The organism is Cupriavidus sp. HY129 (genome assembly GCF_059492215.1).
Genome location: NZ_CP083255.1, coordinates 2,577,666 through 2,601,327, shown reverse-complemented (window position 1 = coordinate 2,601,327; position 23,662 = coordinate 2,577,666). Strand labels below are relative to the sequence as shown.

Sequence of the window (23,662 nt, the reverse complement as noted above, 5' to 3'; positions counted from 1 at the left end):
TGGAGAGGGCAAGCGTCTCGATTGGCGCGAGACGCTATTCTGATTCTGGCTACTTTGCTGAATCGGACGGCGGGGCAGCCGGGGCAGCCGGGGTTGCCGGAGCAGCCGGAGCAGCCGGAGCAGCCGGAGCAGCCGGAGTTGCCGGAGTTGCCGGGGCGGCTGGATTAGCCTCTCCAGCAGCGGGCTTGGCCGGAGCAGCCTCCCCAGCAGCAGCGGGCTTGGCCTCCGAGGCTTTGTCCGACTCGTCCACCTCATCGTATGACGGCAGCGCGTTCTCGCCCTGGTTCAGCAGGTACTGGCGCCGCTGCGAATAGGCATCGCGCACGAACGCGTACTTGTCGAGCGCGGCCTGCGAGAGCAGGTCCGTCGCGCCCAGCAGGTTAGCGCGCGTGTTGATCACGTTGACGCCAAACAGCGAGTTGCGCCAGGCCGGATCCAGATAGTGCGCCGGGTCCAGGTAGATGCTGGCGGCCACGCCCATGCTGTCGCGGAACGAACTCGGTCCGTAGATCGGCAGCACCAGGTATGGGCCAGCGGGCACGCCCCAGGTACCGAGGGTCAGCCCAAAATCCTGCGAATGGCGGTTCAGGCCGGCGGCCGTCGCCACGTCGATCAGGCCGCCAATGCCGAGCACCGAATTGATGGCGATGCGCATCATCGTTTCGGTCGCATCGACGCCCTTGCCCTGCAGCACGTTGTTGACGAAGTTGCCCACGTCCGACAGGTTCGAGAAGAAATTGGTCACGGCCAGACGGGCCGGCTCCGGCGTTACCGCCTTGTAGCCCTTGGCCAGCGGTTGCGCGCCATAGGTGTCGATCGTGTCGTTGACCTTGAAGATCACCCGGTTCATGGGCTCCAGCGGATCCTGCGGATTGGCTTGAGGACCTGTGGCGCAGCCGGTGGCGAGGACAGAGAGCGAGGCGGCGGCCAGCGCGCGGGCAAGCCGGGGCTGGCGCAGTGCTACGGCGCCCGAAGGCGAAAAGCGGGATAGCATCGGGAAACGGTCTTGGCTTTGGTTTCTTGTAAGGGTGCGGCGCCTACCTTCCTGGGTGGCGTTGATCCGGCCCCGCTGTGTTATCGGCAGATTGTGACATGGACGCGGCTACCGAGAGCGGGGGCAGCGACGGGCCGAGCGGTTCGGCGCGGCCCGACGGCTGACGGCGCGGGCGTCCCATCAGGATCGGCTGGAAGAACACCGCGCCAGCCAGCGTGCAGGCCAGCGCCAGCGCCAGCAGCTTGCCCATGCTCGCAGTGCCCGGGTGATGCGACAGCCAGAGGCTGCCGAACGCCGTCGCCGTGGTGGCGGCGCTGAACAGCACGGCGTGGGTCAGGCTCGACTGCAGAAGCTTGGTCTTGCCATGGCGCCAGGCAATCACGTAGTAGATCTTGAAAGCCACGCCAATGCCCAGCAGCAGCGGCAGCGCGATGATATTGGCGAAGTTCAGCGCGATGCCGAACACCACGCAGAGTTCGAGCGTCACGAGGCCGGAAACCAGCAGCGGGATCAGTGTCCGCAGCACATCGCCGACGCTCCGCAGCGTGATCCACAGCAGCACCGTGATTGAGATCACCGCCAACACGCCGGCGTGCACGAACGCGGTCATGATCGTGTCGGCCGATCCGCGGATCGCGATCGGGCCGCCGGTGGCGTCCGGCTGCACGCGCGCCATCACGTCGATGAACTGGTTCAGCGCCGCTTCGCGGGCGTCATCGTTCTTCGCGCCGGGCGGGGGCAGCTTCGGGCTGACGCTGACCAGTGCCTGACCATCGGGTGCGAGCCAGTCGCGGACCAGTTCGGGCGGCAGCGTCTGCTGCGAGATCGGCTCGGGCTGCAGCGCGTTCTGCAACGAGGCCAGCGCCAGTTGCAGCGGCAGCGCAATGGCCTGTTCCGCGCGGTCGCGCGTGGCGGCCGGCGCATCGGCCAGCTTCTTGAGCGCTTGCGACAGATGGTCGGCTGCAGCCGCGCCCGGGCCGGGGTGATCCTCGGCGGCCAGCGCGAGCTGGCGCGAAGCGTTGCGCAGCGATGCCACGCGGCGCACGTCCTCGGCCGGCTGCGAGCGCGTTTGCGTCAGCACGGGCATCAGGCTTTTCGCCATGCCGGCGACGATGGCCAGCTTGGCCGGTTGGTCATCCGGAATGAACGTCTTCAGCGTGACCACGCGCTCGACTTCCGGCAGCGTCTTGAGCCGCGTGGCGATCTGCTGGGCCGCCGCCACGGACGAGGCGAGCACGCTGACGTTGTCGGTCCCGGCCTGCGGCGCATCCTTGAGCGCGAGCAGCGTCGACATCGATTCGGAGTCTGGGTCCTTCAGGTGCAGCGGGTCGAAATCGAAACGCAGGTGCGGCAGCAGCGGGGCGCCCGCGATCAGCACTGCCAGCACGCCCACCAGCGTGCCCTTGCGATGGCGTTCGAAGAAGGTATCGGCCGGGGCCAGCCAGGCAAAGCCCGGCACTTCGTCCTCGCCCGGCGGGGCCAGCACGCGGATCATGGCCGGCAGCAGCGTGAAGGTGGTGCCAAAGGCGATGAACATGCCGACGCCGGCGATCTTGCCAAGCTCGGCCACGCCGCGGTAGTCGGTGGGCAGGAAGCAGAAGAACGCCGCGGCGGTGGCAGCCGCGGCCAGCGTGAGCGGGCCTGCTACGTCGCGGGCCGCCAGCTCCAGCGCCTTGTTGATGTCGTCATGCTCGTGCCGCTCTGCTCGGTAACGCACGCCGAACTGGATGCCGAAGTCGACACCCAGGCCGACGAAAAGCACCGCGAACGCCACGGAAATCATGTTCAGCGCGCCAACCATCAGCAGGCCCAGCGCGGCAGTGATGATGAGCCCGGAGATCAGGCTGACAAGGACGGCCGTGATCAGCCGCGCGGAACGCAGCGCCATCCACAGGATGCCGATCACGACGACCAGTGTGAGGATGCCATTGAGCGCGGCGCCTTCGCTGACCGACGAGAATTCGTCGTCGGCCAGGGGCTGCGGGCCGGTCAGTCGCACAACGGCGCTGTAGCGTTCGGCAAGCTTGAGTTCGGTGGCCGCGGTGCGGATCGCTTCGCTGGCGCCAGAGCCGGCTTGCAGGTCGCTGAAATCGAGCACCGGCGACAGCGTCACGAAACTGAACGCGTTGCCGTCGGCGTTGGCCTTGAGGCTGTCGTCGACCAGTCCGGCCCACGACAGGGCCACCGTATGGTCGGCCAGCACGCCGTCGACGGTATTCGCGCTCGCCTGGAGCAGCTTTTCCATGTCAGCCAGCTTGATCTGTCCGAGCTGCAAGGGGAGGGCCAGCGTGGTGGTCAGCAGGTCCGACAGGCCGCGCAACGTGGGATCGTGCGCGAGGTTGTTGAGCAGCGGCCGGGCCTGCGTGAGTTTCTCGGCCATGTCGTTGACGCTCGCGGTATCGGCGAACAACAGGCCGTTGCGTTCGAAGAACGGGCCCGAACCGGGCTGCCCGACCGCGCGGAAGCGCTTGGGCTGCTTGCGCAGGGCATCGGCCAGTTCATTGGCGGCCGCATCGGCAAGCTCCTTGGCTGGGGCCTGCACCACGGCGAGGATCATCTTGTCGCGCTGCGGAAAGGCGTCGCTGATGGCCTGGTCGTGCTTCGCCCAGGGGGCGTCGGATTCAAGCAGCCGGCTGATATCGGTGTTGATGGCGAAGTTGCGGGCCGCGTAGATGCCTGCGGCAACGGTCAGCAACAAGGAAATGCCAATTACCAGCCAGGCGTGGGCGGTAGCGAATTTGACGGTGCGAACGAGCAGCGGTCTGATCATGTGTTTGAATTCTTCATCGCCCGGTTGCGGAGGGGCGCGTGGGCGGCACCCGGAGTATAGCGGGTGACGGTGGCGTTGCAGGTCCGGAGCGCCTTGCGCGCCATGCGGTCCGGCCTCGCGGCGATACGCTATATACTGGCTCGACTGGCCAGCCGGCCGATACCTTGAGCATCAGATTGTCATGAACCGTTACGGATTCCTTCCCGCCGCCATCATTGCGCCGATCGCCGCCGTGGCCGTCGTCAGTACCGCCCATGCGCAGGTCAATACCAGCGCATCGCCGGACAAGCTCGTGCAGTCCGCCGTCGAGGGCGTGATCACGAAGATCAAGGCCGATCCGGAAACCCGCGCGGGCGATCTCGGGAAGATCACGGCGGTGGTCCAGCGCGAGTTCCTGCCCTATACCGACTTTGGCCGCACCACGCGCCTGGCGGTGGGCGGTGCCTGGAAACAGGCGACGCCGGAGCAGCAGAAGGTCCTGCAGGAGCAGTTCACGGCGCTGCTGGTGCGCAGCTACGCGGTGTCGCTTTCGCAACTGCGCGAGCAGAGCCCGAAATTCTCGTACAAGCCGGCCAAAACCGGCAGCAATGCCAACGACGTGGTGGTGGCCACGCGGGTGATGAACAACGGCGACGAGATGCTGATCGATTATCGGCTGGAGCGCGGCGCGGAAGGCTGGCGCATCTATGACATCAACATGATGGGGGCGTGGCTGATCGAGGTGTACCGCAAGCAGTTTGCGGACATCGTCGCTCGTGACGGCGTGGATGGATTGGTGAAGTACCTGACGAATCACAACGCGCGGACTTGATGCCTGTGTGGGCCTGAATGGCCTGAGTGGTCCGGAAAAGCAATCGGGGTCGGCAATGCCGACCCCGATTGCTTTCACGTCACCAGAACAGGCTTAGTGCACCTGAGCGGCCTGCGCGGCCTCGGCGCGGCTACCCTGCGCCTTCTTCAGGTTGCCGATCTCGGCCAGCTTGATTTCCACGTGGCGCGAGAAGACGTACTCGGCGGGACGCTGCTTGTCCAGCGGGATGTCCGGGGCCATCGGGCCATCGGTCTTCACGCCGCGCAGGCTCACGCCCAGCGCCTTGATCGGGTGCGCGAACGTGTCGGCCACAGCCGTGGCTTCGAAGCCGCTGTGGACCATGCAGTTGGCGCACTTCTCGTAGTTGCCGACACCGTAGGCGTCCCAGTCGGTGTCTTCCATCAGTTCCTTGAAGGTCTTCACATAGCCTTCGCCGACCAGGTAGCACGGACGCTGCCAGCCGAACACGGTACGCGCCGGGTTGCCCCACGGCGTGCACTTGTAGGTCTGATTGCCGGCCAGGAAGTCCAGGAACATCGTCGACTGGCTGAACGCCCAGTTCTTGCCGGCGTTGCCGCGCGACAGGATGTCGCGGAACAGTTGCTTGGTCTTGCCGCGGTGCAGGAAGTGCTGCTGGTCCGGGGCGCGCTCGTAGGCGTAGCCCGGCGAGACCGTGATGCCGTCCACGCCCATCGCCTTGACCGAGTCAAAGAACTTGGCCACGCGGTCAGGCTTGGCATCGTTGAACAGCGTGCAGTTGATGTTGACGCGGAAGCCACGTTCCTTGGCCATGCGGATCGCTTCCACACAGCGGTCGTACACGCCTTCCTGGTTCACCGAATGGTCGTGCATTTCGCGGTCGCCATCCAGGTGGATCGACCACACGAAGTACGGGCTCGGCTCGTACTGGTCGATCTTCTTTTCCATCAGCAGCGCGTTCGTGCACAGGTAGACGAAACGCTTGCGGGCGATGATGCCGCGCACGATCTCCGGCATATCCTTGTGCAGCAGCGGCTCGCCGCCGGCGATCGAGACCACCGGGGCGCCGCACTCGTCCACGGCCTCCAGGCATTCCTGCACCGACAGGCGCTGGTTCAGGATGGGGTCCGGATAGTCGATCTTGCCGCAGCCCGAGCAGGCGAGGTTGCAGCGGAACAGGGGCTCGAGCATCAGGGCGAGCGGGTAGCGCTTCTGCCCGGAAAGATGCTTGCGTGCGATGTAGGCGCCTACGCGGGCGACCTGCAGAAAGGGAATGGCCAAGGGGGTGCTTCCTGTTAGGTTCGTTGCTTCAGCCTGCCGCCGTCTGGTCGGCAAGGCGTGCGTCGCTGGGTTCAGTGGTACTACTGGCCGCCGGGGCCTGCTTCACATCGTCCAGCTCGGCCGGCAGGCGGAATTCGGCATGTTCCTCGATCCCTTCCATGGTCGAGACTTCGACCGGACCAAGGCGGCGCAAGGCCGCAATGACGTCTTCCACCATTTCTTCGGGTGCCGAGGCACCCGCGGTAATGCCGACGACGGCGGCGTCGCGGACCCACGTGGGGTCCAGCTCGCTGCCATCGGCGATCAGGTAACTCGGTACGCCGCTCTCGGTGCCGATTTCGCGCAGGCGATTCGAGTTGGAACTGTTGGTGGCGCCAATCACGAGGATGACGTCCACGCGGGTGGACAACTCGCGCACCGCGCTCTGCCGGTTCTGAGTGGCGTAGCAGATATCGCGTGTACTCGGGCCAACCAGATTGGTAAATCGCGCGCCGAGCGCCGCAATGATATTACGGGTGTCGTCCACGGACAACGTGGTCTGTGTGATGTAAGCGACCGGTGCGTCATTCGGCAGGTCCAGCGTGGCGACATCGGCCTCGTTCTGGACCAGGATGACCTTGCCCGGAATCTGCCCCATCGTGCCTTCCACCTCGGGGTGGCCGGCATGGCCGATCAGGACGACGTGGCGGCCCGCTGCCGCGTACTGGCGTCCCTGATTGTGAACCTTGATGACGAGCGGGCAGGTCGCGTCGATCGCGTGCAGTTCGCGGCGGGCGGCCTCGCTGACCACGTCCCGCGACACGCCATGCGCGCTGAAGATCGTCACCGCATTTCCAGGCACCTCGTCGAGTTCCTCGACAAAGCGCGCGCCTTTCTGGCGCAGGCTTTCCACCACATGCTTGTTGTGTACGATCTCGTGTCGCACATAGACGGGGGCGCCATGCTTGACGAGGGCTCGATCGACGATTTCGATCGCGCGGACGACACCTGCGCAAAATCCGCGAGGTTGAGCAAGTATCACCTGCATCGAAATGGCCCCCAGACCCTCTTGTGAAGATTAGAAGACATTTATATTTTGGTACTCCCGGGATCACATTTCCGGATTACGGTGGTTACTATATACCGGTGTCAGTTTTCGTGTCGCCGCGTGGGAATTTGCCAACAGCGCGTTTCCGGCGAGAATGCCGCACCGCAATCCGGCTGTGGGCGGGCTTCTGCGGGGCAGAAATGCCTGCCGCGCCGGCAGTATTGTCAGGGGATTTGAAATTAACAATTGCATTCTTGTTACAGGTGCGTCGGGATTCCTGGGCTCCTCTGTGATGCGACAGGCACTCGACCGTGGCTTCCAGGTGCGTGTGCTTGTGCGCCCGACCAGCCCGCGGGCCAATCTGGCCGGCTTGCCCGTGGAGATTGTCGAAGGCGACATGCGCGATGCGGCGTCGATGACCCGCGCCATGGCCGGCGTGCGCTACCTGTTCCATGTGGCGGCCGATTACCGGCTCTGGGCGCCTGATCCCGAGGAAATCGTGCGTTCGAACGTCGAGGGCACGGTCACGGTCATGAACGCCGCACGCGCCGCTGGCGTGGAGCGTGTCATCTATACGAGCAGCGTGGCCACCCTGCGTGTGGCGGGCGCCACGGCGCCGGTCGACGAGACGGCGGCAATGGCCGGCCATGAGGCGATCGGTGCCTACAAGCGCAGCAAGGTGCTTGCCGAGCGCGAGGTGGAGCGTCTGGTGGCGGAAGGCCTGCCGGCGGTCATCGTGAATCCCTCCACGCCGATTGGCCCGCGCGACGTGCGCCCGACCCCGACAGGCAGGATCATTGTCGAAGCGGCCACCGGCAAGATCCCGGCCTTCGTCGATACCGGCCTGAATCTGGTCCACGTGGACGACGTGGCGAACGGTCATTTCCTGGCGCTGGACAAAGGGCGCATCGGCGAGCGCTATATCCTGGGCGGCCAGGATGTGCTGCTGCGGCAGATGCTGGCCGACATCGCGGGCATGGCCGGCCGCAAGGCGCCAACCATCGAGTTGCCGCGCTGGCCGCTCTATCCGGTCGCGCGCGTGGCCGAGACCATCGCACGCTTCACCGGCAAGGAGCCGTTCGTGACCGTGGATGGGCTGAAGATGTCGCAATACCGGATGTTCTTCACTTCCGCCAAGGCCCAGCGTGAGCTTGGATACGCGCCGCGCCCCTATCAGGAAGGGCTGCGCGACGCGCTCACGTGGTTCCGGGAAGCCGGCTATCTGAAGTAGCCGATCGGCATGGCGGGTGGCCCCGCCATCTGGACGTTACGATCGTACGGGCGCCTGCGAGCGCCCTTTCCACTGGCCGCCGCGACGCAGGTAATAGCGCCGCGCGGAATCCAGCGTGGCGCCCAGGTAGAACAGGGCGGTCAGCGGCAGCAGCGGTGCCATCCACACGGGTTGGCGATACTCACGCAGCATCGGCCGGTAGCTGATGGCCATCAGGAGCCAGGCCAGCCAGGCTGGCCAGGTCCCCGCGCCGCCGGCCAGCGCCAGGACCGGCGGGGCCAGATAGGTCAGGATCATGCCCAGCGTGGCTCCGATCAGCATCCACGGCGAGTAGTGCAACTGCGTGTAGGCACTGCGGGCGATCATGTTCCAGAGGCTCTGCCAGTCGTCGTAGGGGCGGAGCGAAATGCTGTCATCCGCCAGATCGAGCCGGATCGATCCACCTGCCTTGATCTTCGCCGCAAGGCTGCAATCGTCGATCAACTCGCCGCGAATGGCTTCGAACCCGCCGATACGGGCCAGCGCCGAGCGCCGCGCCAGCATGCAGCCGCCCGCCGCGCCGGCAACGCGGCTGCGCGGGTTCGCAATGCTCGCGAACGGGTAGAGTTTGGCGAAATAGAAGACAAATGCCGGCACGATCATGCGTTCCCACGCGGAATCGCAGCGCAGGCGCACCATCAGCGAGACCAGGTCACGCTGCTCGTCCTCGGCGCGGGCCACCAGCTCGGCCAGCGCATTCGGACCGTGCCAGATATCCGCATCGGTCAGCCAGACATACCTGGCCTCTGGCGCGGCCTTGTCGGCGGCGGCCAGACCTTCGGACTGCGCCCAGACCTTGCCACTCCAGCCGGCGGGCAGGTCGCGTGCCCCGATCACGGTCAGCGCGTCGCCCTTGCCGATGGACAGGGCCGCGGCACGCGCGATGTCCGCCGTGCCATCGGTACTGTGATCGTCCACCACCACCAGATGGAGCCGGCCGGCGTAGCGCTGGCTCAGCACACCGGTGACGGCGCGGCCAATCACGTCCGCTTCATTGCGGGCCGGGATCACGGTGACCACGGTGGGCCATTCGGCCGGGGCGGGAGAGGGCGTGGGCTTGCGCACGCGCCAGAAACCGGCGCGGGCGAAGACCAGCACGCACCAGACCACAAGGGTCAGCAGGGACAATCCAAACAGCATGGCGAATTATTTGACGAAGCGTCGTGCGAAGCGCGCCAGCTTGGGCACCGTGGTCGGACGCAGAAGCCGCGCATCATACCCCGCCATGCGCCGATCGTTCTCCGCCAGACAGAGATCGATCATCGAGCCGGGCGTCAGCGAGTCGGCCAATGTTTCGGCGGCGTTCATCGGGAAGTTGGCATCCTGGGCGCCGCCATGCTCGTCCACTTCGATCTGGCGGGCCAGGCCGATCCGTTCCCGAATCAGGAACAGCCAGACGCGGAACACCTTGAAGGCGAACGCGGGGCGACGCCACCAGGGCAGGCTGGCGCGGTACCAGGCCACCCAGTTGACGAAGAACAGGATGTGGCGGCCTTCTTCCTGAATCACCGGTTCGAAGGTCTCGACGAGTTCGGCGGGGAAGAAGCCCGAATCCTTGGCGGCCGCGAACAGGCCGAAGGCGGCAAAGCTGTCGATGCACTCGCTGTAGCCGGTAACCAGCCAGCCCCATTCGATGTCGGACGGCGGCAGATATTCGGGCTCGGGTTCCAACTGGATGCCGTAGGCCTCGACCAGCTTGGCCAGCACCACCTTGTGCCGCGCTTCCTCGTCGCCATCCATTTCCAGCGCGCTGCGCAACAGCGGGTTGCGCTGAAGCCGGGCGAAGCTGTGCACGCGGATCGACGCGCGGCCTTCGGTCTGCACGGCGATGTCCCAGATCGGCAGCGAGGTCACGCGCTCAAGCGCTTCCGGCGAGAGCTTCGGCCACTCGATGACGGCGGGTTTGTAGGGGTTGTGGGTCTGCAGAAGCATGTTGCAGAACATGCGCAGATGTTCGGGGGACCCGGCACGCACCGGACCCTCTACCGGGTCGGTCCAGTTGCGCATCGCATGATCGGCCTGGTCGATGGCAGCTCGGGCAACCGTGGCGGCCATTTCGGCGGCACGCGCCGCCGGGCTCGGTGTGGTGCTGGCCGACTGTGATCCGGATTCGGGGATCAACGGGTCGGCGGTCATGCCATCCGCTTCGAAATCTCTCTTCATCGGCGCTCCGGGCAGGGGATTGCGGAGCCATTGTATCCAGCCGGAGCGATCAGCGCAGGATTGTGTCGTTCAAGGCAGTCGAAATCGATCCGGCGGGCCATAGCCCGCCGGATCGTGACCGCCAATCGACCGCTAACGCGCGCGGTGTTCGTGCGCGGGCGGGTTCGGGCGGGGGCGCCAGTCCCGTGCGATGTCGGGGAAGACGTCGCACTCGCCACGCACGATGGCCTCGATCGTCGTGCAGACGCATTCGGTCCCCCGCGGGCCCACGCAGACGAGGCTGTGCGGATGCTCCGAATGGGGCGGAATGGCGTACACGTGCATGCCCTCGCGGTAGAGGGGATGCCGGGTGAGCCGCTCGTTCAGGATCTCGACGAAGCGGCGGGGGCTTACGGTGGGCTTGTCCATCGCTAGTTCGTCCTTTGAAGGAAACCCCGGCCCAGGCCGGGGGCGTTTGCAGGCGCGCGCGCCTAGTGGAGCGTTTGCGTGTCAGTGACTTCGCCCGCCGCGCGCGGCTTGTCGAGCATGCTGTTGCCGGCAGCCCAGCAGGCCGCCTCCGCTTCCGCGTGCGAGGGGTAGTCGGCCGCGGCTTCGATCATGCTGTCGCATTCGGCGCCGCCGCATTTCTCTTCCACCACGATGCGCCACGTATAGCGTCCGGGAGGGTCTTCAAGCACATGCATGACCAGCGTGCGGCGGTGGTCGGTCAGGGTCATGGGATGGGTGGTGGGCATGGCAATTCTCCCTTGCCGACGGGCCATGACAGGAACGACAACCCGGCGGACTTTCAACATAGTCAGCGTCGCGGGGCATTGCCACCCCGAAATGATGCGGTGCGGCGTCGGCGGCCTTTCCTCGTATCTCCGGGCCTGCTATCTTGTCTGGCTTCGGTCTTGCGGGTCGACTATCCGGCCCACCCGAACCCAATCCGACATGCCAGTCTCGCCGCCGACCCTTTCCGCCCGGATCTCCGCGCTGCTCGCCCATTTCGATACGGCCGTCCTGCCGCCCTGGACCGGCGCGGGATGGAATCCGGCGATGCAACTGGCGCATGAGGCACTGGACGGCGCCACTGGCCAGCCGTTGCCGGACAAACGCTATCGGGCGATGGCGTGCGCGCGCCAGCTCTATGTCTTTGCGACGGCCGGCAACCTGACACATGCCGATACGCTGCTTGCAGCGCTGCAACGTCACTTCGGCGATGGAGCGGGCGGCTGGATCTACAGCATCGACGCCGACGGCCAGCCGCTCGATACGACACGCGATCTCTATACCCACGCCTTCGTGGTCTTCGCCTGCGCGCATTACCACCGCGCTGGCGGCAGCGCCGCGGCGCTGGACCTGCTGCGTCGAACGGTCGATGTCATCGAAAACCGCTTTGCCGATGGCAGCGGGCTGTATCACGCGGCCCTGGCCGAGGATTTCACACCCAATGGCAGCGGCGTGCTGCAGAACCCGGTCATGCACCTGACCGAGGCCTATCTCGCCGCGCTGGAAGCCACTGGCGACACATGGTTCGCGAACCGGCTCCGTGACCTGGCCGATGCGGTGCATGCACGCTTTGTCGATGCCGCCGATGGATGCGTGGCCGAACTGCCACAGGGCAGCGCCGGCAATCGGATCGAGCCGGGACATCAATTCGAGTGGTATTCGCTGGTCATGACGGCCCCGGCATTGTTCGCCGATGCGGCACTGTCATCGGCATTGCGCCGGGCGTTCGATTTCGCGCGCCGCCACGGCGTGGCGGACGACACGCTGGGTGTTTGCGCGGCGCTGGATGGGGCGGGGGGCGTACTGGATGCCACCGAGCGTATCTGGGCACAGACCGAGTTCGCCCGGGCGCTGGCGGTCAAGGGATCGGTCGAACATGATGGCGAAGCGCTGGATGCGCTCGCGGTCTGGACTGACCGCTTCCGCACGCGCTTTCTCCATGCCGGTGGCTGGCACGAATGCCTGGCGCCCGATGGCATGGTCGTGCGGGCGGAGATGCCTTCCACCACGCCATATCACCTGCTGACCGCCTATCAGGCGCTGGGTGCGTTGCCAGGCTAAGCAGGCATCAATCGACCCGCGCGGCGCGCAGGTCGCTCTTGCGAATCAGTTGCAGCAGCGTGTCGGCCGGCTCGGTGAGTCGGCGTGCGGCCAGCGTAATGAACTCCACGTCCGGCAGTGCTGGCAGTGCATCGAAATTGACCGGTGGCACCAGGCCGCCGCCGGTCAGATTCTCGGCCCGCACGGTGATGCCGAGCCCGCCTCGCGCCGCTGCGATGCATCCGGAATGGCTACTGCTGGTGCACACGACGCGCCAGCGCCAGCCGTTCTTGGCCAGCGTGTCCAGCACCACGGAGCGCGTCACGCTCGGTTCGTTCACGAGGATCAGCGGTAGAGGCTGACGCACATCCACAACCGTACCGGGTCGCGCCAGCCATTCGAGCCGGCCACGGAAAAGGGGCACGCCGCGGCGCTCGCCTTCGCGCCGCTTGCCGACGATGAGGTCCAGCGTGCCCGCTTCCATCCACTCGTACAGCTTGCTGGTCATGCCGATGGTGATCTCGAGCTCCACGTCCGGGTGCGTGGCGCGGAATGCGGCCAGCACATTCGGCAGAGGACCCTGCGCCAGGTCTTCGGAGGTGCCAAGGCGCACGCGGCCCTGCAGGCGCGGTCCGCTGAACTGGGATTCGGCACGGGCCAGGGATTCGAGAATCAGCCGGGCATGAACGAGCAGGGCTTCGCCATCGGGTGTCAGCGCCAGCGAGTGCGTATCGCGCACAAACAGCCGCCGGTTCACGCTGCCTTCGAGCCGCCGGATATGGTCGCTGACCGACGATTGCGACAGGCCAAGCTGACGCCCCGCGTCGGTAAAGCTGCGCGCGGTGGCCACGGTCGCGAAAGTCTGGATCCAAACGGGATTGAGCATCGACGCATTGTCATCGGCAAATCCGATTGCAGTCAACAAAGCCAGAGGGGTTCCCGATGGGGTGTCCGCTAGGTACCATGCTCGAACGTCTCCGGGATTACCCGGAGTGACGCCGCCCCATCAAGAATTTCCTATGCGTACCGCCTCTGCTTCCGCCACCGATCAGGCCTTCTCCCAGAAGGCCATGCTGTGGATCGTCTTCGCCGGCTTTTTCATGCAGACGCTGGACACCACTATCGTCAACACCGCGTTGCCCGCAATGGCGCGCAGCCTGGGCGAGAAACCGCTCGATCTCAAGCCTGTGGTGGTGGCCTACACGCTGACCATGGCGATGCTGACCCCGGCGTCTGGCTGGCTGGCCGACAGGTTCGGCACAAGGCGCGTCTACTTCAGCGCAATCCTGATCTTCGTGATTGGCTCGGTGTTCTGCGCCACGGCGCACACGCTGACCCAACTGGTGATCGCGCGGGTGCTGCAGGGCATTGGCGGATCGATGCTGTTGCCGATCGGCAGGCTCGCGGTGCTGCGCAACATTCCCGGCGAGCAGTACATTGCCGCACTGGCCTTTGTCTCCATCGCGGGGCAGGTCGGGCCGATCTTTGGCCCGGTGCTCGGCGGATGGCTGGTGCAGAGCGCGTCGTGGCACTGGATTTTCCTGATCAATGTCCCAGTGGGGCTGGTCGGCCTGTTCGCCGTGCATCGTTACCTGCCGGCTGGCGAAGTGGATGCCGCGCCGCCGTTCGACTGGATCGGCTGTGGTCTGCTGTCGCTGTGCATGGTCACGTTCTCGCTCGCGCTCGAGCGTGGTTCGGTCAGTAGCCTGAGCGCCGCGCTGATGGCCGCAAGCATTGCCAGCGCGCTGCTCTACATTCCGCATGCACGTCGCCATCGCACGCCGCTGTTCCGTCTCGCGCTGTTTCGGGAGCCCAACTTCACCGTGGGGCTGGTCGGCAACCTGGTCTGCCGCATTGGCTCGGGCGCCGTGCCGTTCCTGCTGCCGCTGCTGTTTCAGCTTCAGCTCGGCTACTCCCCGTTTCATTCGGGCCTGATGTTGTTGCCGGTAGCCATTTCCGGGACCATCTCGAAGCGCTGGATCGTGCCGCTGGTGAATCGCTTCGGCTACGACATATTCCTGCTCGTCAATACGGTGATCGTCGGGGCTTCGATCGCTTCGTTCGCGGCGATCTCGCCGGGCTGGCCGCTCGGGCTGTCGATCGTGCAGCTGGCGATTTTCGGTGCCGCCAACTCCATGCAGTTTGCCGCGATGAACGGCGTCACACTCAAGGGTTTGTCGCGTGAAGACGCAGGCAGCGGCAACAGCCTGTTTTCGATGGTGCAGATGCTCGCGATCGGCCTCGGCGTGACCATTGGCGGTGGACTCGTGAGTCTGTTCTCGGCCAAGCTTGGCGTGGCTGCTCCGGCCTATCGGCTGGCCTTCCTCAGTGTGGGCGTGATCACGCTGGCGTCCGCCATGGTGTTCCGGCGGCTCGATGCCGACCTGCTGAACCCGAAGCGGACTGCGGTAGAGGCGCGGTAGGGGGCATCACGGCCGCGGTAAGCGCACGGCTGGGCCGCTCATCCATCGACGGAGATGACCAGCACACCCCGTTCCGACAGCGCGGGGCGGAGATCGTGCTGGAGGAACACGGACTTGCTGGTGTGCCGTGGTGCCGCCAGGAACAGTCCATTGTGGGCGTCGCTGAACACTGCTAGCACTTTGTAAGTGCTATTAGATGCTCAGTCTTCCTCGACGCCAGCCTCCCGCAGCATCCGCTCGCACTCATCGAGCATGTCGTGCGCGAATGCGGACTGGTAGTTCGGATCGAGGGCTTCCATCATCTCGTGCGAGGCGTAGAGGCCGGCTTCACGCGACAGCGTTTCGGCCAATTGCCGGGCGAGTTGATCGCTCAGGTCGGACAGCACACGCCGCTCCGACAGTGCCAGCTGCAGTTTCGAGCGCGACAGCCAGTTGCCCGCGAGCGTGGCGCCCTGGCCCTCGGTCATCCACTGGCCGTGTTCGTAGAAGGCTGACAGCCGTTCGGCGGTCAGCGCGAACATCAGGGCCTTGCGGGTGTTGAAGTCGATGCGGGGCAGGGGAGCGGCGGGGATCATGCGTGGATATCGGGGGTGGGGCACAAGAGGCGGATGAAGGACGGCCGCCATGTTAGCGCGGCAATCGTCGCGGCACTCACACAAAGCGCTCCTGCAGCCACTGGCCGATATCGACAATTTCCTCGATGCAGACCGAATGCGGCATCCGGTAGGTCAGCCATGTGACCGGATGACCCGCGGCAGCCACCCAGTCGCGCGCGCGGGTCCCAAGCACCAGCGGCACGACATCGTCCTCGGTGCCGTGGGCGGCGAGGATTGGCGTGGCGGCGTTGGCCGGTGCGGCCTCGGACGCGATCAGGTCGGTCGAGGGGATGTATGTCGACAGCGCAATCACTCCGGCGAGCGCTTCGGGATGGGTCAGGGCCGTGGTGTACGCGATCGCGCCACCTTGCGAGAACCCCGCCAGGACGATGCGGTTGGTTGGCACGCCGCGCGCGTTCTCGCGTGCGATAAGCGCGCGGATGGCATCGCGGGATTGCAGGATGCCCCGTTCATCGGCACGGCGACCCGCTTCATCTAGCGAGTAGATGTCATACCAGGCCGGCATGACGTAGCCGCTGTTGCAGGTCACGGGTATCGCCGGGGCGTTCGGGAAGATGAACCGGATGGCCAGGGTTTCGGGCAATCCGAGTTCCGGGACAACCGGAACGAAGTCGCTGCCATCGGCACCCAGCCCGTGCATCCAGATCACGGAGAACGCCGGGTTCGGCGCGGTTTCAATTTCGATGGCGGGCAGCGGTTCGCTCATGGCCGGTTCCAGTGCAACAGCACGAAGCTAGGGAAGGCGGCCAGTATCGCACAGGCCCGAACGAGCCCATGCGGGTGTTGCCACGCCAGCGCGGCGTCAGGCGGCAGAGGGCACGATTGGCACCGTGGTCAGGCCCGGTGCGGCACGTGCGGGTGCAGCGGCGGCGTCCGTGCCCGTATGGGTGATCGCATAGCGTCGGTCGGCCACACCCTCCACGCCGCTCGTTCCCACTTCTTCCAGGAAAGCGATCATGTTCCGGTAGTAGTCGACTTGCATCTGCGCTTCCAGCAGGCGGCGTTCTGCCTGGAAAAGCGTCAGCCTCATGTCTTGCAGTTCCTTCTCGGCGATTTTCTCGGGCGTCGGCGGACTGAACAAGTTTGCAAGCGAACGCATGGCATTTACCTCCAGGGGCTGTCTACGGCGGTGAGTCGTGAACGGATGTGAGCGCCATTGCGGTCAAATATAGACGATCCGGCGCAAGGTACACGATGGGTCACCATGGTTCATGTGGGGTCGACCACAAGAATGATTGCGGTACGCCGCACGCAGGAGTAGATTGTTTGCCCATTGGCCGGGATGCCGCGAACTGCGCGTCCCGGCTTTGTCGTTTCTGGGGCAATGGGCCGGGCGATTCCACCGATTGTGGCGGAGGTGCCACTGCCGGTCTCCGACGCGATCCGCGCCGTCAAATCCTGCCATCGGCAAAAAAACGACACCCCGTCTGCCGCACGCAACATCGGTCAATTGCAGGCATTTCTCCCGCATGACAGCGGCATGACGCGCCGATGACCAAATGATGGCGGGAACGCCTCGCCTGATTGTTTTTGTCCCGGTTTTGTCTTTTCTCGTCCCACTCTTTCGGAGGGGTAAAGGTTACTTTGCTGGATCCGTTAGTCCATCGATAGCCCCGGACAACGCGGGGCACGAAAGAGGAGCGGAGAAAGATGGCGTGGGATAACTTGAGCATGCGCATCCGGCTGGGCGCGGCATTTGGGGTGGTGGTGGTGCTGGTGGCGGTCATGATGACGCTGGCATTGGGCCAGATCGCCGATGGGGACACGCGAGGCTGGCTCTATGGGCTGGGCACGGCCGTGGCGGTGTTCAGCGTCGTGTGCTGGGCCCGTCTGGCCAGTGCGATCGAGGCGCCGCTGAAAGAGGCTGAATTCATCGCGGAGACGGTGGCTGCCGGCGATCTGAGCAAGGACTTCGAAACCGAGCGCGGTGGCGACTTCGGTCGTCTGCTCGGCGGCCTGGGAGAGATGGAAGACATGCTGACCGACCTGGTCACGCGCATCAAATCCGCCAGCGATTCGATTTCTTCGGCATCGCAGCAAATCGCCGTGGGCAATACCGATCTGTCGCAGCGGACCGAGGAGCAGGCGGCCACGCTGCAGGAAACCGCGTCGAGCATGGGCGAACTGACTGCGATGGTCCGGCAGAACACCGATCGCGCGCGCACCGCCAACGGGCTTGCGGCTTCGGCGTCCGGCATCGCCGAGCGCGGTGGCGCGATCGTCGGCAATGTCGTGGAAACGATGAATGCCATCAGCGTCAGTTCGCGCAAGGTGACGGACATCATCGCCGTCATCGAGGGCATTGCATTCCAGACCAATATCCTGGCCCTGAATGCCGCCGTGGAAGCAGCGCGCGCGGGCGAGCAGGGTCGCGGCTTCGCCGTGGTGGCTGGCGAAGTGCGCACACTGGCCCAGCGCAGCGCCGCGGCTGCCAAGGAGATCAACGTGCTGATCAATGACTCGGCGCGTCAGGTGGAAAGCGGTTCGGCGCTGGTCGGCCAGGCCGGGCAGACCATGGAGGAAATTGTCCAGGCGGTGCGTCGTGTGACGCAGATCCTTGGCGAGATCGCGACGGCTTCCGAGCATCAGAGCGACGGCATCGAGCAGGTGAATGTAGCCGTGACCCAGATGGACGATGTGACGCAGCAGAACGCCGCCCTGGTCGAACAGGCGGCTGCGGCTTCGTCGGCGCTGGCCGAGCAGGCGCAGGAGCTTCAGAAGGTGGTGGGCGAGTTCAAGCTGTAGCCTGTCGCTTATCGCCGTCAGAGCTTCCCGCTCTTCAGATAGGCGATCACTGGCGCCCAGAAGCGGGTCATGTAGGAGGGCTCGATCGCAGCGTCATGCGGAAGATCCTCGAAGGCTTCCAGCCGTCGGGGACCGTGTGCGGCCCGCGCCAGGCATTCGGCATCCCGGAACGGGATCGTCTCATCCCGCTTGCTGTGCAGCAGCAGGATGGGCAGGGTCAGATTCCGGATTTGCCGGATGTTATTCCATGGGTCCGGCAGCATCCAGGCGAGCCAGCGCGGCACCCGGCCAGTGACGACTGCGGCGGCACGCGCCGAGCGGAATCCGGCGCCGATGACCATGCCGTCAGGTGCCGGCGCCAGATCGCCCACGACATCCAGCAATACGCCGCTACCGAGCGAGTGTGCCATGACGTAGTGCCGCGACGCCTGCGGCGTAACGGCGCGGAACTGGGCATAGGCAGCCAGGGCGTCCTGGTGCAGGTGGCGAACGGAAGGCCGGCCCGTGCTGGCGCCATAGCCGCTGTAATCGAAGACGAAGGAACTGATGCCCGCGGCGTGCAATAGCGCCTGGACGGGTGCCCAGTCGGCCAGGCATTCCTCGTCACCATGAAATACGGACAGTGCGGGCGCGTCGGGTGAGGCCGCGACGTATGAGCCGCGCAGCAGGCGGTCGCCGCTTGCGAATGCAAACTGACGCGATGCAACGCCGAAATCGTCTGGCCTTGCCGTGCCGCCCGAGGCCGGAACGAACGCTTCACGTTCGATTGCGCGAAACATTATTAGCCGTCCGACGCCGGCCAGCAGCGCCACGCCGGCCAGCCCTGCGGCGCCAACCAGCCAGCGCCGGTACGGATTGGGGGCGGGGGACGCTTTGGGGGGCGGCATTGCGATGCTCGACTGTCGGCAGGGGTGAGTAACCCTAACACCTGCAAGGCCCGTCGGGAAAGCACCGGCAGGCATCAGAAGGGGGATGCGTCGCAATTTTATACCGCAAAATCAACAACTTACCTGTGAGATTGATGATTTCAATCGGGGCAATAGAAAAGTTTGTGGGTGGCATCCCAAGTTTCCTCTTGCTTATCTATCTATAGGTAGATAGTATTCACGCCATGGACGAACACGTTGCAGCGCAAACAACCACCGCAGCGGGCAATCCAAGCAACACCAGACAGTGACGCAGTACCGGAAACGGTTCTTTTTTTAAGTCTTTGAATCTATCTAGTAGTAGATAGCAATCAGCAAAGAAGACGAAGAAGAGCGCCGCGAATTTGCAGACAGACTTCGGCCCCGCAATCCACAACCTGAACCGGATTGCCCGGCCCCTTGAAGAAGGAGAGCATCATGAACGCCAAGACCATCCTGACCGCCGCCGCCCTTGCCGCCGCTTTCGTGACGGGCGCCGCCCAAGCCTCCACCTCGCACGGCGAGGTCTACGGTTATACGTATCGCGTGAACGACCAGCGCAGCGCCTTTACCGATGGCGCCCGCCAAGGCAAGTTCGATAGCTTCAGCGAAGGCGCTCGCATCAGCAATCGCGATGGCTTTACCGAAGGCGCGCATATCGGCAGCCGTGACGCCTTCACGGATGGCGCCCGCATCAGCAACCGGGACGGCCTGACGGCCAGCATCAGCAATCGCGATGGCCTGGTTGAACGCACCATCGACCCGTATCTGGATGGCGCGCGTTTCGTAGCCGGCCTTGACCGCAGTGGCGTTTCTGCCAGCCCGGCTCGCAAGGCCGATCCGTATCTGGACGGCGCCCGTGGCAATGAAGCACGCAACCCGTACTTCGACGGTGCCCGGACCCCGGACGTCTACACCGACGGCGCCCTTGCCTGACCAGCGCCATGGCCGCCCCGACCGGGCGGTTGTCGGCTGAAGCCCGGCGCCCTCGATGGGGCGCCGGGCTTTCATGGTGCGATACGCACGCTAAGATGAAATCGTCCGGGCCGAATGCCCGGATTCCCGGCGGCCGGAAAGTGGCGTGGTTTTGCAATCGCCACCTCCGTCGCGGGTTCCCGGCCTGAATGGCCGCTGGTTGGCTCCGGGAAAGTCCCGGTTGTGTATCTATCTTCGTGTAGATAAAGTGGCGACCATGAAAACGCAACCTGTCCGCGAGCAACTGCTCGAACACACGCTGATCCTGATCCGCCAACGCGGATGCAACGGCTTCAGCTATCGCGACCTGGCCGAGCTGGTGGGCGTCAAGACCTCCAGCATTCATTACTACTTCCCGTCGAAGGACGATCTGATCCTGGAAGCGGTCAAGGAGTACAGCCGGCGGATTAGCGAGCGGCTTGCTGGCATCAGCGCCGACCTGCCCGTGCTGGACCAGGCGCGTCAGTACCTGGAGCCGTTGCGCCAGACCTGCGGGTCGAACCAGATTTGTCTGGCGGGGATGCTGTCGACCGAGATCCTGAGCCTGCCGGAGTCGGTGCACTCGGTGCTCAAGGACTTCTATCACGTCAACGAAAACTGGCTGGCGAAGCTGCTCGAGCGCGGCCAGAAAGAGCGTGACACGCCGTACCCGGTGCCGCCCGCCATGCTGGCGCAGGTGATCTACGGGGCGCTGCAGAGCGGTCTGATTGCCGCGCGCCTGTTCGGCACGCAGGATCGTCTGGAATCGGCGGCCGAAACGCTGCTTGGCGCGCTGTGCAACAAGCGCGCTGCGGCGCTGCTCGAAGCGCACGCCTGAGTCGCGTACCAAACTATCTGCAGGACACATCATCCGCCGGAGGGCATCAGCCGTCCGGCGGTATTTTTTTGTCCTGCTTCCAGGCGGCCACTGTGTCGCACAGCCACAGAGGATCGTCGTGCGGCAGATCGTGTCCTGCCCATGGATGACGGATATGGCTGACGCCATCCGAACGCCAAGCTGCCGCCAGGTGCGCCGAGCAGGCCGGATTGACCAGTCGGTCGGCATCGGATGAGAGGATCAGCGTCGGACATGGCGGCGCGGCGGTCATGGCGCGAAATCGTGCGGCGGCCAGCAACTGCAGCCATGCCGCCTTGCGCGAGACCGGCGCGCTTTGTGCGATCTCGACCCAGCCGGCGATGTCGGCGTCGCGGGTATCGAGCCGCTCGCAGGTGAGCCGGTGCACGGTCCGTTCGCAGCGCACGCGATCTTGCCAGTGGTGGGCCATGCCTAGCAGCGCGGGCCAGTTCAGCGGCTGCAGGCGCTCCGTTATCGCGCTGAAGGGCCTCATGCTCGTATTGATCAGCACCAGCCCCGCCACGTCGTCGGGCCACGCCTGAACCCATCGGGTTGCCACCATCGCGCCGAGCGACATCGCCAGCACGCGCCATGGTCCCGGCACGCCCGATGCATGCGCCGCGGCCCGTACCGCCTCCATCATGCCGTCGACGCTGGCCGGCACCGTGGCGTCGCGCGCCGTGCCGTTGCCGGGCAGGTCGATCAGCAGCGGCTGCCCAAGCCCGCGCGATGTCCATAGCGCCGGCAGGTTGTCCCAATGGCGTGATTCACGGGTCAGGCCGCGCAGGAAGATCCAGGCGCTCATGGCATGGGCGGTCCATATTGCCAGTGCGCGCGCGCCTGCTCCAGCAGGTGATCCCGCTGCGCTCCGTTCGGCAGCCAGCGATTGGGCGCCACGGCTACCCGGCCGAGAAAGTCGAACAGGCTTACATGCCGGCGCAGGACCCGTGCAGTGCGGTGTGCCTTGATGGGATTGAAAATGCCGGCACGAGAGAAAATCTGACGCGGATTCTTCTTGATCCAGAGCCACGAACCCAGTTCGAGCGTCATCGGCAGGAACAGGTTCTGCGGCGGCGCGCGGTCATACGCGAAGTCCCACAGATCGCCGTGCAGCAGGTACTGATGGCTCTGCGGCTCGAATGCGTAGCCGTGATGTGGATGGGCCTGTTCGAACATGGTCTTGAGCAGGTACATCTCGGGGAAGTGGGACATTGGTGCGTGCGTGCGCGCGTACGGGAACCAGATGCTGTCGCGCCAGCCGTAGCCCGAATGACAATCGACGGCGAAGCTCAGTGGGCGCGGCAGCAGTTCGGTTTCCACCACGTGAAGCATCGCGCGGCTTTCCGCTTCCATTGGCGCGCCCGCCCGGCCGCGATACCACGGTAGCCAGGCGCCGATACGCTGCCCACCGGCCAGGAACGGCACGGCGGCATCGGCATCCTGCGGCGCGTTGCGCATCAGATCGACACCATTCGGATTGGCGCGCGTTGCCGCATACATCCCGCCTGGATTGACGATCGGCATGAAGACCAGCCGCACCGTCTGCAACTGGCGATGTAGCAGGTCGTCCCAGGCAAGACGGCACAGCAGTGAGCGCATGTAATCGAGCACAAGCTGCGTGCCGATGCGTTCCAGACCGTGAATGCCGCCGAAGATGCCAATGGCCGGGGCGTCTGGTGCGTCGGTGCCCAGACTGGCCACGTGCACGGCAAACGTGTGGCCTTGCACGGTCACATCGCAGGCGATTTTCGAACGAAACCACGGCGCGCCGAGTTCCAGCAGCGCGAGTAGCTGGTCGTACTCGGGAAAGCTGGAGCGGCCCGGGTCGGTCATCGATGGGAGGCGTTTGGGGCGGAGGGCGCTTGGAAGACGGGCGGATCAGTTCAATATAGGCGCTGGCGGCGGCACTTCGCAATGGCGCCCGGAGGCGGCGCCGGGCAGCACCAGGCTGTCCAGCAGCGCGCTGAGCAGCCGTGTCTCGCGCCGGCTGTTGAGGCAGTACAGGTATTCGTGGATCACCGGCGCGCGGCTGGCGAACGGCACCACCGTCAAGGCCGGGTCGCGTGGCACTTCACCCATCGGCATCACGCTTGCGCCAAGGTTGTGGCGGATGGCCTCGCAGATGGCCTCGCGGCTGCCGATCACGGTGTGCGCCGGCAGTTCCTCTCCGACGGCACGGAGCGCGCTTTCCGTGGCCTCTCGCGTCATCGAGCCCTGTTCGCGCACGAGCAGGTGACAGGCGGCGAGTTCGGAAACTTCCACGCGCGGCCTGCGCGCGAACGGGTGCGCGGGATGCGTTACCAGCACCATCGGGTCCGCTGCCAGCCTGACTCGGTGCAGGCGATCGTCATTGACCGCATGCGACGACACGGCGGCATCGATGCGGTACTCGAAAAGCGCATCGAGCATTTGCCGGGAGTTGCCGATCTGGATGCTGACGCCGATGGCCGGAAAACGCTGCCGGAATGCCGCCACGCTGCGCAGGATGTAATAGGGGCCGGTTGCGCCGATCCGCAGGTTGCCCATACGGAGATTTCCGGCATTGCGCAGCAGGAAGTCGGCATTGCTCTCCTGCTGCACGATCTGTTCGGCCAGCGGCATCAGCGCGACGCCGGTATCGCTCAGGTCCACGCGGCTGGCTCGGCGATGAAACAACTCCACGCCGTAGAGCTCCTCGAGCTGGCGGATGCGCCCCGTGACCGTGGGCTGGCTGACTCGCAACTGGCGAGCGGCGGTGGTGATGCTGCCTTGTCGCGCCACCTCGTAGAAGGTCATCAGCAGATCGCCAAGCATGGGGTTCCAAGCGGAAACGGGAGAGCTGCCGACTATAAGGCGG

24 protein-coding genes are annotated in these 23,662 nt (G+C 65.2%); 7 read left to right on the top strand and 17 right to left on the bottom strand.

The window, feature by feature from the left end:
- Positions 1-49 precede the first annotated feature (49 nt).
- Together K6G35_RS28035 and hpnN are read right to left on the bottom strand one after the other, a co-directional pair.
- On the bottom strand, positions 50-994 hold the full coding sequence (locus K6G35_RS28035) for an MlaA family lipoprotein (RefSeq protein WP_495676709.1): 945 nt from the start codon (positions 992-994) through the stop codon (positions 50-52).
- 43 nt (positions 995-1,037) lie between these two features.
- Complete coding sequence (gene hpnN / locus K6G35_RS28030) at positions 1,038-3,764, bottom strand: hopanoid transporter HpnN (protein WP_035883264.1); 2,727 nt, start codon at positions 3,762-3,764, stop codon at positions 1,038-1,040.
- A 181-nt stretch (positions 3,765-3,945) separates the two neighbouring features.
- On the opposite strand from hpnN, the gene K6G35_RS28025 reads away from it, so the two are divergent.
- Positions 3,946-4,575, top strand: coding sequence for an MlaC/ttg2D family ABC transporter substrate-binding protein (locus tag K6G35_RS28025; protein WP_008645112.1), 630 nt, complete (start codon positions 3,946-3,948; stop codon positions 4,573-4,575).
- A gap of 93 nt (positions 4,576-4,668) precedes the next feature.
- Here K6G35_RS28025 and hpnH read toward each other — a convergent pair whose 3' ends face one another.
- Both hpnH and ispH read right to left on the bottom strand, forming a co-directional pair.
- Positions 4,669-5,835: an adenosyl-hopene transferase HpnH gene (gene hpnH / locus K6G35_RS28020; RefSeq protein WP_008645108.1), complete on the bottom strand. Its 1,167-nt coding sequence runs from the start codon at positions 5,833-5,835 to the stop codon at positions 4,669-4,671.
- Positions 5,836-5,863: 28 nt separating this feature from the next.
- Complete coding sequence (gene ispH / locus K6G35_RS28015) at positions 5,864-6,862, bottom strand: 4-hydroxy-3-methylbut-2-enyl diphosphate reductase (protein WP_040010987.1); 999 nt, start codon at positions 6,860-6,862, stop codon at positions 5,864-5,866.
- A gap of 154 nt (positions 6,863-7,016) precedes the next feature.
- Between ispH and hpnA the strand changes: the two genes are divergently transcribed.
- Positions 7,017-8,093 carry a hopanoid-associated sugar epimerase gene (gene hpnA, locus K6G35_RS28010; protein ID WP_267880404.1) on the top strand — a complete coding sequence of 359 codons (1,077 nt, stop codon included), beginning with the start codon at positions 7,017-7,019 and terminating at the stop codon, positions 8,091-8,093.
- Positions 8,094-8,129: 36 nt separating this feature from the next.
- On the opposite strand, the gene K6G35_RS28005 is transcribed toward hpnA, so the two are convergent.
- The 4 genes from K6G35_RS28005 to K6G35_RS27990 form a co-directional block, all read right to left on the bottom strand.
- The gene (locus K6G35_RS28005) at positions 8,130-9,272 is read right to left on the bottom strand and encodes a glycosyltransferase (RefSeq protein WP_008645101.1); all 1,143 of its coding nucleotides are present in this window, start codon (positions 9,270-9,272) and stop codon (positions 8,130-8,132) included.
- 6 nt (positions 9,273-9,278) lie between these two features.
- Positions 9,279-10,295 carry a ferritin-like domain-containing protein gene (locus K6G35_RS28000; RefSeq protein WP_286882547.1) on the bottom strand — a complete coding sequence of 339 codons (1,017 nt, stop codon included), beginning with the start codon at positions 10,293-10,295 and terminating at the stop codon, positions 9,279-9,281.
- A gap of 132 nt (positions 10,296-10,427) precedes the next feature.
- Positions 10,428-10,703, bottom strand: coding sequence for a hypothetical protein (locus K6G35_RS27995; protein WP_011518661.1), 276 nt, complete (start codon positions 10,701-10,703; stop codon positions 10,428-10,430).
- A 62-nt stretch (positions 10,704-10,765) separates the two neighbouring features.
- Positions 10,766-11,029 carry a hypothetical protein gene (locus K6G35_RS27990; RefSeq protein WP_035883266.1) on the bottom strand — a complete coding sequence of 88 codons (264 nt, stop codon included), beginning with the start codon at positions 11,027-11,029 and terminating at the stop codon, positions 10,766-10,768.
- Between the two features lie 199 nt (positions 11,030-11,228).
- Here K6G35_RS27990 and K6G35_RS27985 point away from each other — a divergent pair, with 199 nt between their 5' ends.
- Positions 11,229-12,347, top strand: coding sequence for an AGE family epimerase/isomerase (locus K6G35_RS27985; RefSeq protein WP_495676708.1), 1,119 nt, complete (start codon positions 11,229-11,231; stop codon positions 12,345-12,347).
- 7 nt (positions 12,348-12,354) lie between these two features.
- Here the strand turns inward: K6G35_RS27985 and K6G35_RS27980 are convergent, their stop codons facing one another.
- Positions 12,355-13,212 (bottom strand): LysR family transcriptional regulator, encoded by an 858-nt coding sequence (locus K6G35_RS27980; protein ID WP_008645096.1) that lies wholly within the window; start codon positions 13,210-13,212, stop codon positions 12,355-12,357.
- 133 nt (positions 13,213-13,345) lie between these two features.
- Between K6G35_RS27980 and mdtD the strand changes: the two genes are divergently transcribed.
- Complete coding sequence (mdtD, locus tag K6G35_RS27975; RefSeq protein WP_008645095.1) at positions 13,346-14,749, top strand: multidrug transporter subunit MdtD; 1,404 nt, start codon at positions 13,346-13,348, stop codon at positions 14,747-14,749.
- Between the two features lie 38 nt (positions 14,750-14,787).
- Here the strand turns inward: mdtD and K6G35_RS27970 are convergent, their stop codons facing one another.
- From K6G35_RS27970 to K6G35_RS27955, 4 genes are all read right to left on the bottom strand, one after another.
- The gene (locus K6G35_RS27970) at positions 14,788-14,928 is read right to left on the bottom strand and encodes a hypothetical protein (RefSeq protein ID WP_495676707.1); all 141 of its coding nucleotides are present in this window, start codon (positions 14,926-14,928) and stop codon (positions 14,788-14,790) included.
- A 21-nt stretch (positions 14,929-14,949) separates the two neighbouring features.
- Positions 14,950-15,324, bottom strand: coding sequence for a hypothetical protein (locus tag K6G35_RS27965; protein WP_008645093.1), 375 nt, complete (start codon positions 15,322-15,324; stop codon positions 14,950-14,952).
- A 76-nt stretch (positions 15,325-15,400) separates the two neighbouring features.
- Positions 15,401-16,072: an alpha/beta hydrolase gene (locus K6G35_RS27960; RefSeq protein WP_495676706.1), complete on the bottom strand. Its 672-nt coding sequence runs from the start codon at positions 16,070-16,072 to the stop codon at positions 15,401-15,403.
- Between the two features lie 96 nt (positions 16,073-16,168).
- Positions 16,169-16,465, bottom strand: a complete 297-nt coding sequence (locus K6G35_RS27955; protein ID WP_008645090.1) for a hypothetical protein — start codon at positions 16,463-16,465, stop codon at positions 16,169-16,171.
- 572 nt (positions 16,466-17,037) lie between these two features.
- On the opposite strand from K6G35_RS27955, the gene K6G35_RS27950 reads away from it, so the two are divergent.
- A complete protein-coding gene (locus tag K6G35_RS27950) occupies positions 17,038-18,111 on the top strand; it encodes a methyl-accepting chemotaxis protein (RefSeq protein WP_186425734.1) in 1,074 nt (357 codons plus the stop codon).
- A gap of 17 nt (positions 18,112-18,128) precedes the next feature.
- On the opposite strand, the gene K6G35_RS27945 is transcribed toward K6G35_RS27950, so the two are convergent.
- The gene (locus K6G35_RS27945; protein WP_495676705.1) at positions 18,129-18,998 is read right to left on the bottom strand and encodes an alpha/beta hydrolase; all 870 of its coding nucleotides are present in this window, start codon (positions 18,996-18,998) and stop codon (positions 18,129-18,131) included.
- A 456-nt stretch (positions 18,999-19,454) separates the two neighbouring features.
- On the opposite strand from K6G35_RS27945, the gene K6G35_RS27940 reads away from it, so the two are divergent.
- Positions 19,455-19,952, top strand: coding sequence for a copper resistance protein CopQ (locus tag K6G35_RS27940; RefSeq protein ID WP_495676704.1), 498 nt, complete (start codon positions 19,455-19,457; stop codon positions 19,950-19,952).
- A 256-nt stretch (positions 19,953-20,208) separates the two neighbouring features.
- The gene (locus K6G35_RS27935) at positions 20,209-20,808 is read left to right on the top strand and encodes a TetR/AcrR family transcriptional regulator (protein WP_008645082.1); all 600 of its coding nucleotides are present in this window, start codon (positions 20,209-20,211) and stop codon (positions 20,806-20,808) included.
- A gap of 46 nt (positions 20,809-20,854) precedes the next feature.
- Here K6G35_RS27935 and K6G35_RS27930 read toward each other — a convergent pair whose 3' ends face one another.
- From K6G35_RS27930 to K6G35_RS27920, 3 genes are read right to left on the bottom strand one after another with little or no spacing between them, the layout of a single operon-like run.
- Positions 20,855-21,631, bottom strand: a complete 777-nt coding sequence (locus K6G35_RS27930) for an alpha/beta fold hydrolase (RefSeq protein ID WP_035883268.1) — start codon at positions 21,629-21,631, stop codon at positions 20,855-20,857.
- Entirely contained in the window at positions 21,628-22,659 is a 1,032-nt protein-coding gene (locus K6G35_RS27925; RefSeq protein WP_035883269.1) for a M14 family zinc carboxypeptidase, read from the bottom strand. The genes K6G35_RS27930 and K6G35_RS27925 overlap by 4 nt, the downstream gene beginning before the upstream one ends.
- A gap of 45 nt (positions 22,660-22,704) precedes the next feature.
- Positions 22,705-23,619, bottom strand: a complete 915-nt coding sequence (locus K6G35_RS27920; protein WP_008645076.1) for a LysR substrate-binding domain-containing protein — start codon at positions 23,617-23,619, stop codon at positions 22,705-22,707.
- Between the last annotated feature and the right edge of the window lie 43 nt (positions 23,620-23,662).

Bases quoted from the DNA above. Each gene is read 5' to 3' on its own strand.
- K6G35_RS27955 (WP_008645090.1), bottom strand. From the start codon at position 16,465: ATGCGTTCGCTTGCAAACTTGTTCAGTCCGCCGACGCCCGAGAAAATC.
- ispH (WP_040010987.1), bottom strand. From the start codon at position 6,862: ATGCAGGTGATACTTGCTCAACCTCGCGGATTTTGCGCAGGTGTCGTC.
- K6G35_RS28005 (WP_008645101.1), bottom strand. From the start codon at position 9,272: ATGCTGTTTGGATTGTCCCTGCTGACCCTTGTGGTCTGGTGCGTGCTG.
- K6G35_RS27965 (WP_008645093.1), bottom strand. From the start codon at position 15,324: ATGATCCCCGCCGCTCCCCTGCCCCGCATCGACTTCAACACCCGCAAG.
- K6G35_RS27960 (WP_495676706.1), bottom strand. From the start codon at position 16,072: ATGAGCGAACCGCTGCCCGCCATCGAAATTGAAACCGCGCCGAACCCG.
- K6G35_RS27920 (WP_008645076.1), bottom strand. From the start codon at position 23,619: ATGCTTGGCGATCTGCTGATGACCTTCTACGAGGTGGCGCGACAAGGC.
- hpnN (WP_035883264.1), bottom strand. From the start codon at position 3,764: ATGATCAGACCGCTGCTCGTTCGCACCGTCAAATTCGCTACCGCCCAC.
- K6G35_RS27935 (WP_008645082.1), top strand. From the start codon at position 20,209: ATGAAAACGCAACCTGTCCGCGAGCAACTGCTCGAACACACGCTGATC.
- K6G35_RS27990 (WP_035883266.1), bottom strand. From the start codon at position 11,029: ATGCCCACCACCCATCCCATGACCCTGACCGACCACCGCCGCACGCTG.
- mdtD (WP_008645095.1), top strand. From the start codon at position 13,346: ATGCGTACCGCCTCTGCTTCCGCCACCGATCAGGCCTTCTCCCAGAAG.
- hpnA (WP_267880404.1), top strand. From the start codon at position 7,017: ATGCCGCACCGCAATCCGGCTGTGGGCGGGCTTCTGCGGGGCAGAAAT.
- K6G35_RS27995 (WP_011518661.1), bottom strand. From the start codon at position 10,703: ATGGACAAGCCCACCGTAAGCCCCCGCCGCTTCGTCGAGATCCTGAAC.
- K6G35_RS28035 (WP_495676709.1), bottom strand. From the start codon at position 994: ATGCTATCCCGCTTTTCGCCTTCGGGCGCCGTAGCACTGCGCCAGCCC.
- K6G35_RS27925 (WP_035883269.1), bottom strand. From the start codon at position 22,659: ATGACCGACCCGGGCCGCTCCAGCTTTCCCGAGTACGACCAGCTACTC.
- K6G35_RS28025 (WP_008645112.1), top strand. From the start codon at position 3,946: ATGAACCGTTACGGATTCCTTCCCGCCGCCATCATTGCGCCGATCGCC.
- K6G35_RS27940 (WP_495676704.1), top strand. From the start codon at position 19,455: ATGAACGCCAAGACCATCCTGACCGCCGCCGCCCTTGCCGCCGCTTTC.
- K6G35_RS27930 (WP_035883268.1), bottom strand. From the start codon at position 21,631: ATGAGCGCCTGGATCTTCCTGCGCGGCCTGACCCGTGAATCACGCCAT.
- K6G35_RS27985 (WP_495676708.1), top strand. From the start codon at position 11,229: ATGCCAGTCTCGCCGCCGACCCTTTCCGCCCGGATCTCCGCGCTGCTC.
- K6G35_RS27980 (WP_008645096.1), bottom strand. From the start codon at position 13,212: ATGCTCAATCCCGTTTGGATCCAGACTTTCGCGACCGTGGCCACCGCG.
- K6G35_RS27950 (WP_186425734.1), top strand. From the start codon at position 17,038: ATGCGCATCCGGCTGGGCGCGGCATTTGGGGTGGTGGTGGTGCTGGTG.
- K6G35_RS28000 (WP_286882547.1), bottom strand. From the start codon at position 10,295: ATGAAGAGAGATTTCGAAGCGGATGGCATGACCGCCGACCCGTTGATC.
- K6G35_RS27945 (WP_495676705.1), bottom strand. From the start codon at position 18,998: ATGCCGCCCCCCAAAGCGTCCCCCGCCCCCAATCCGTACCGGCGCTGG.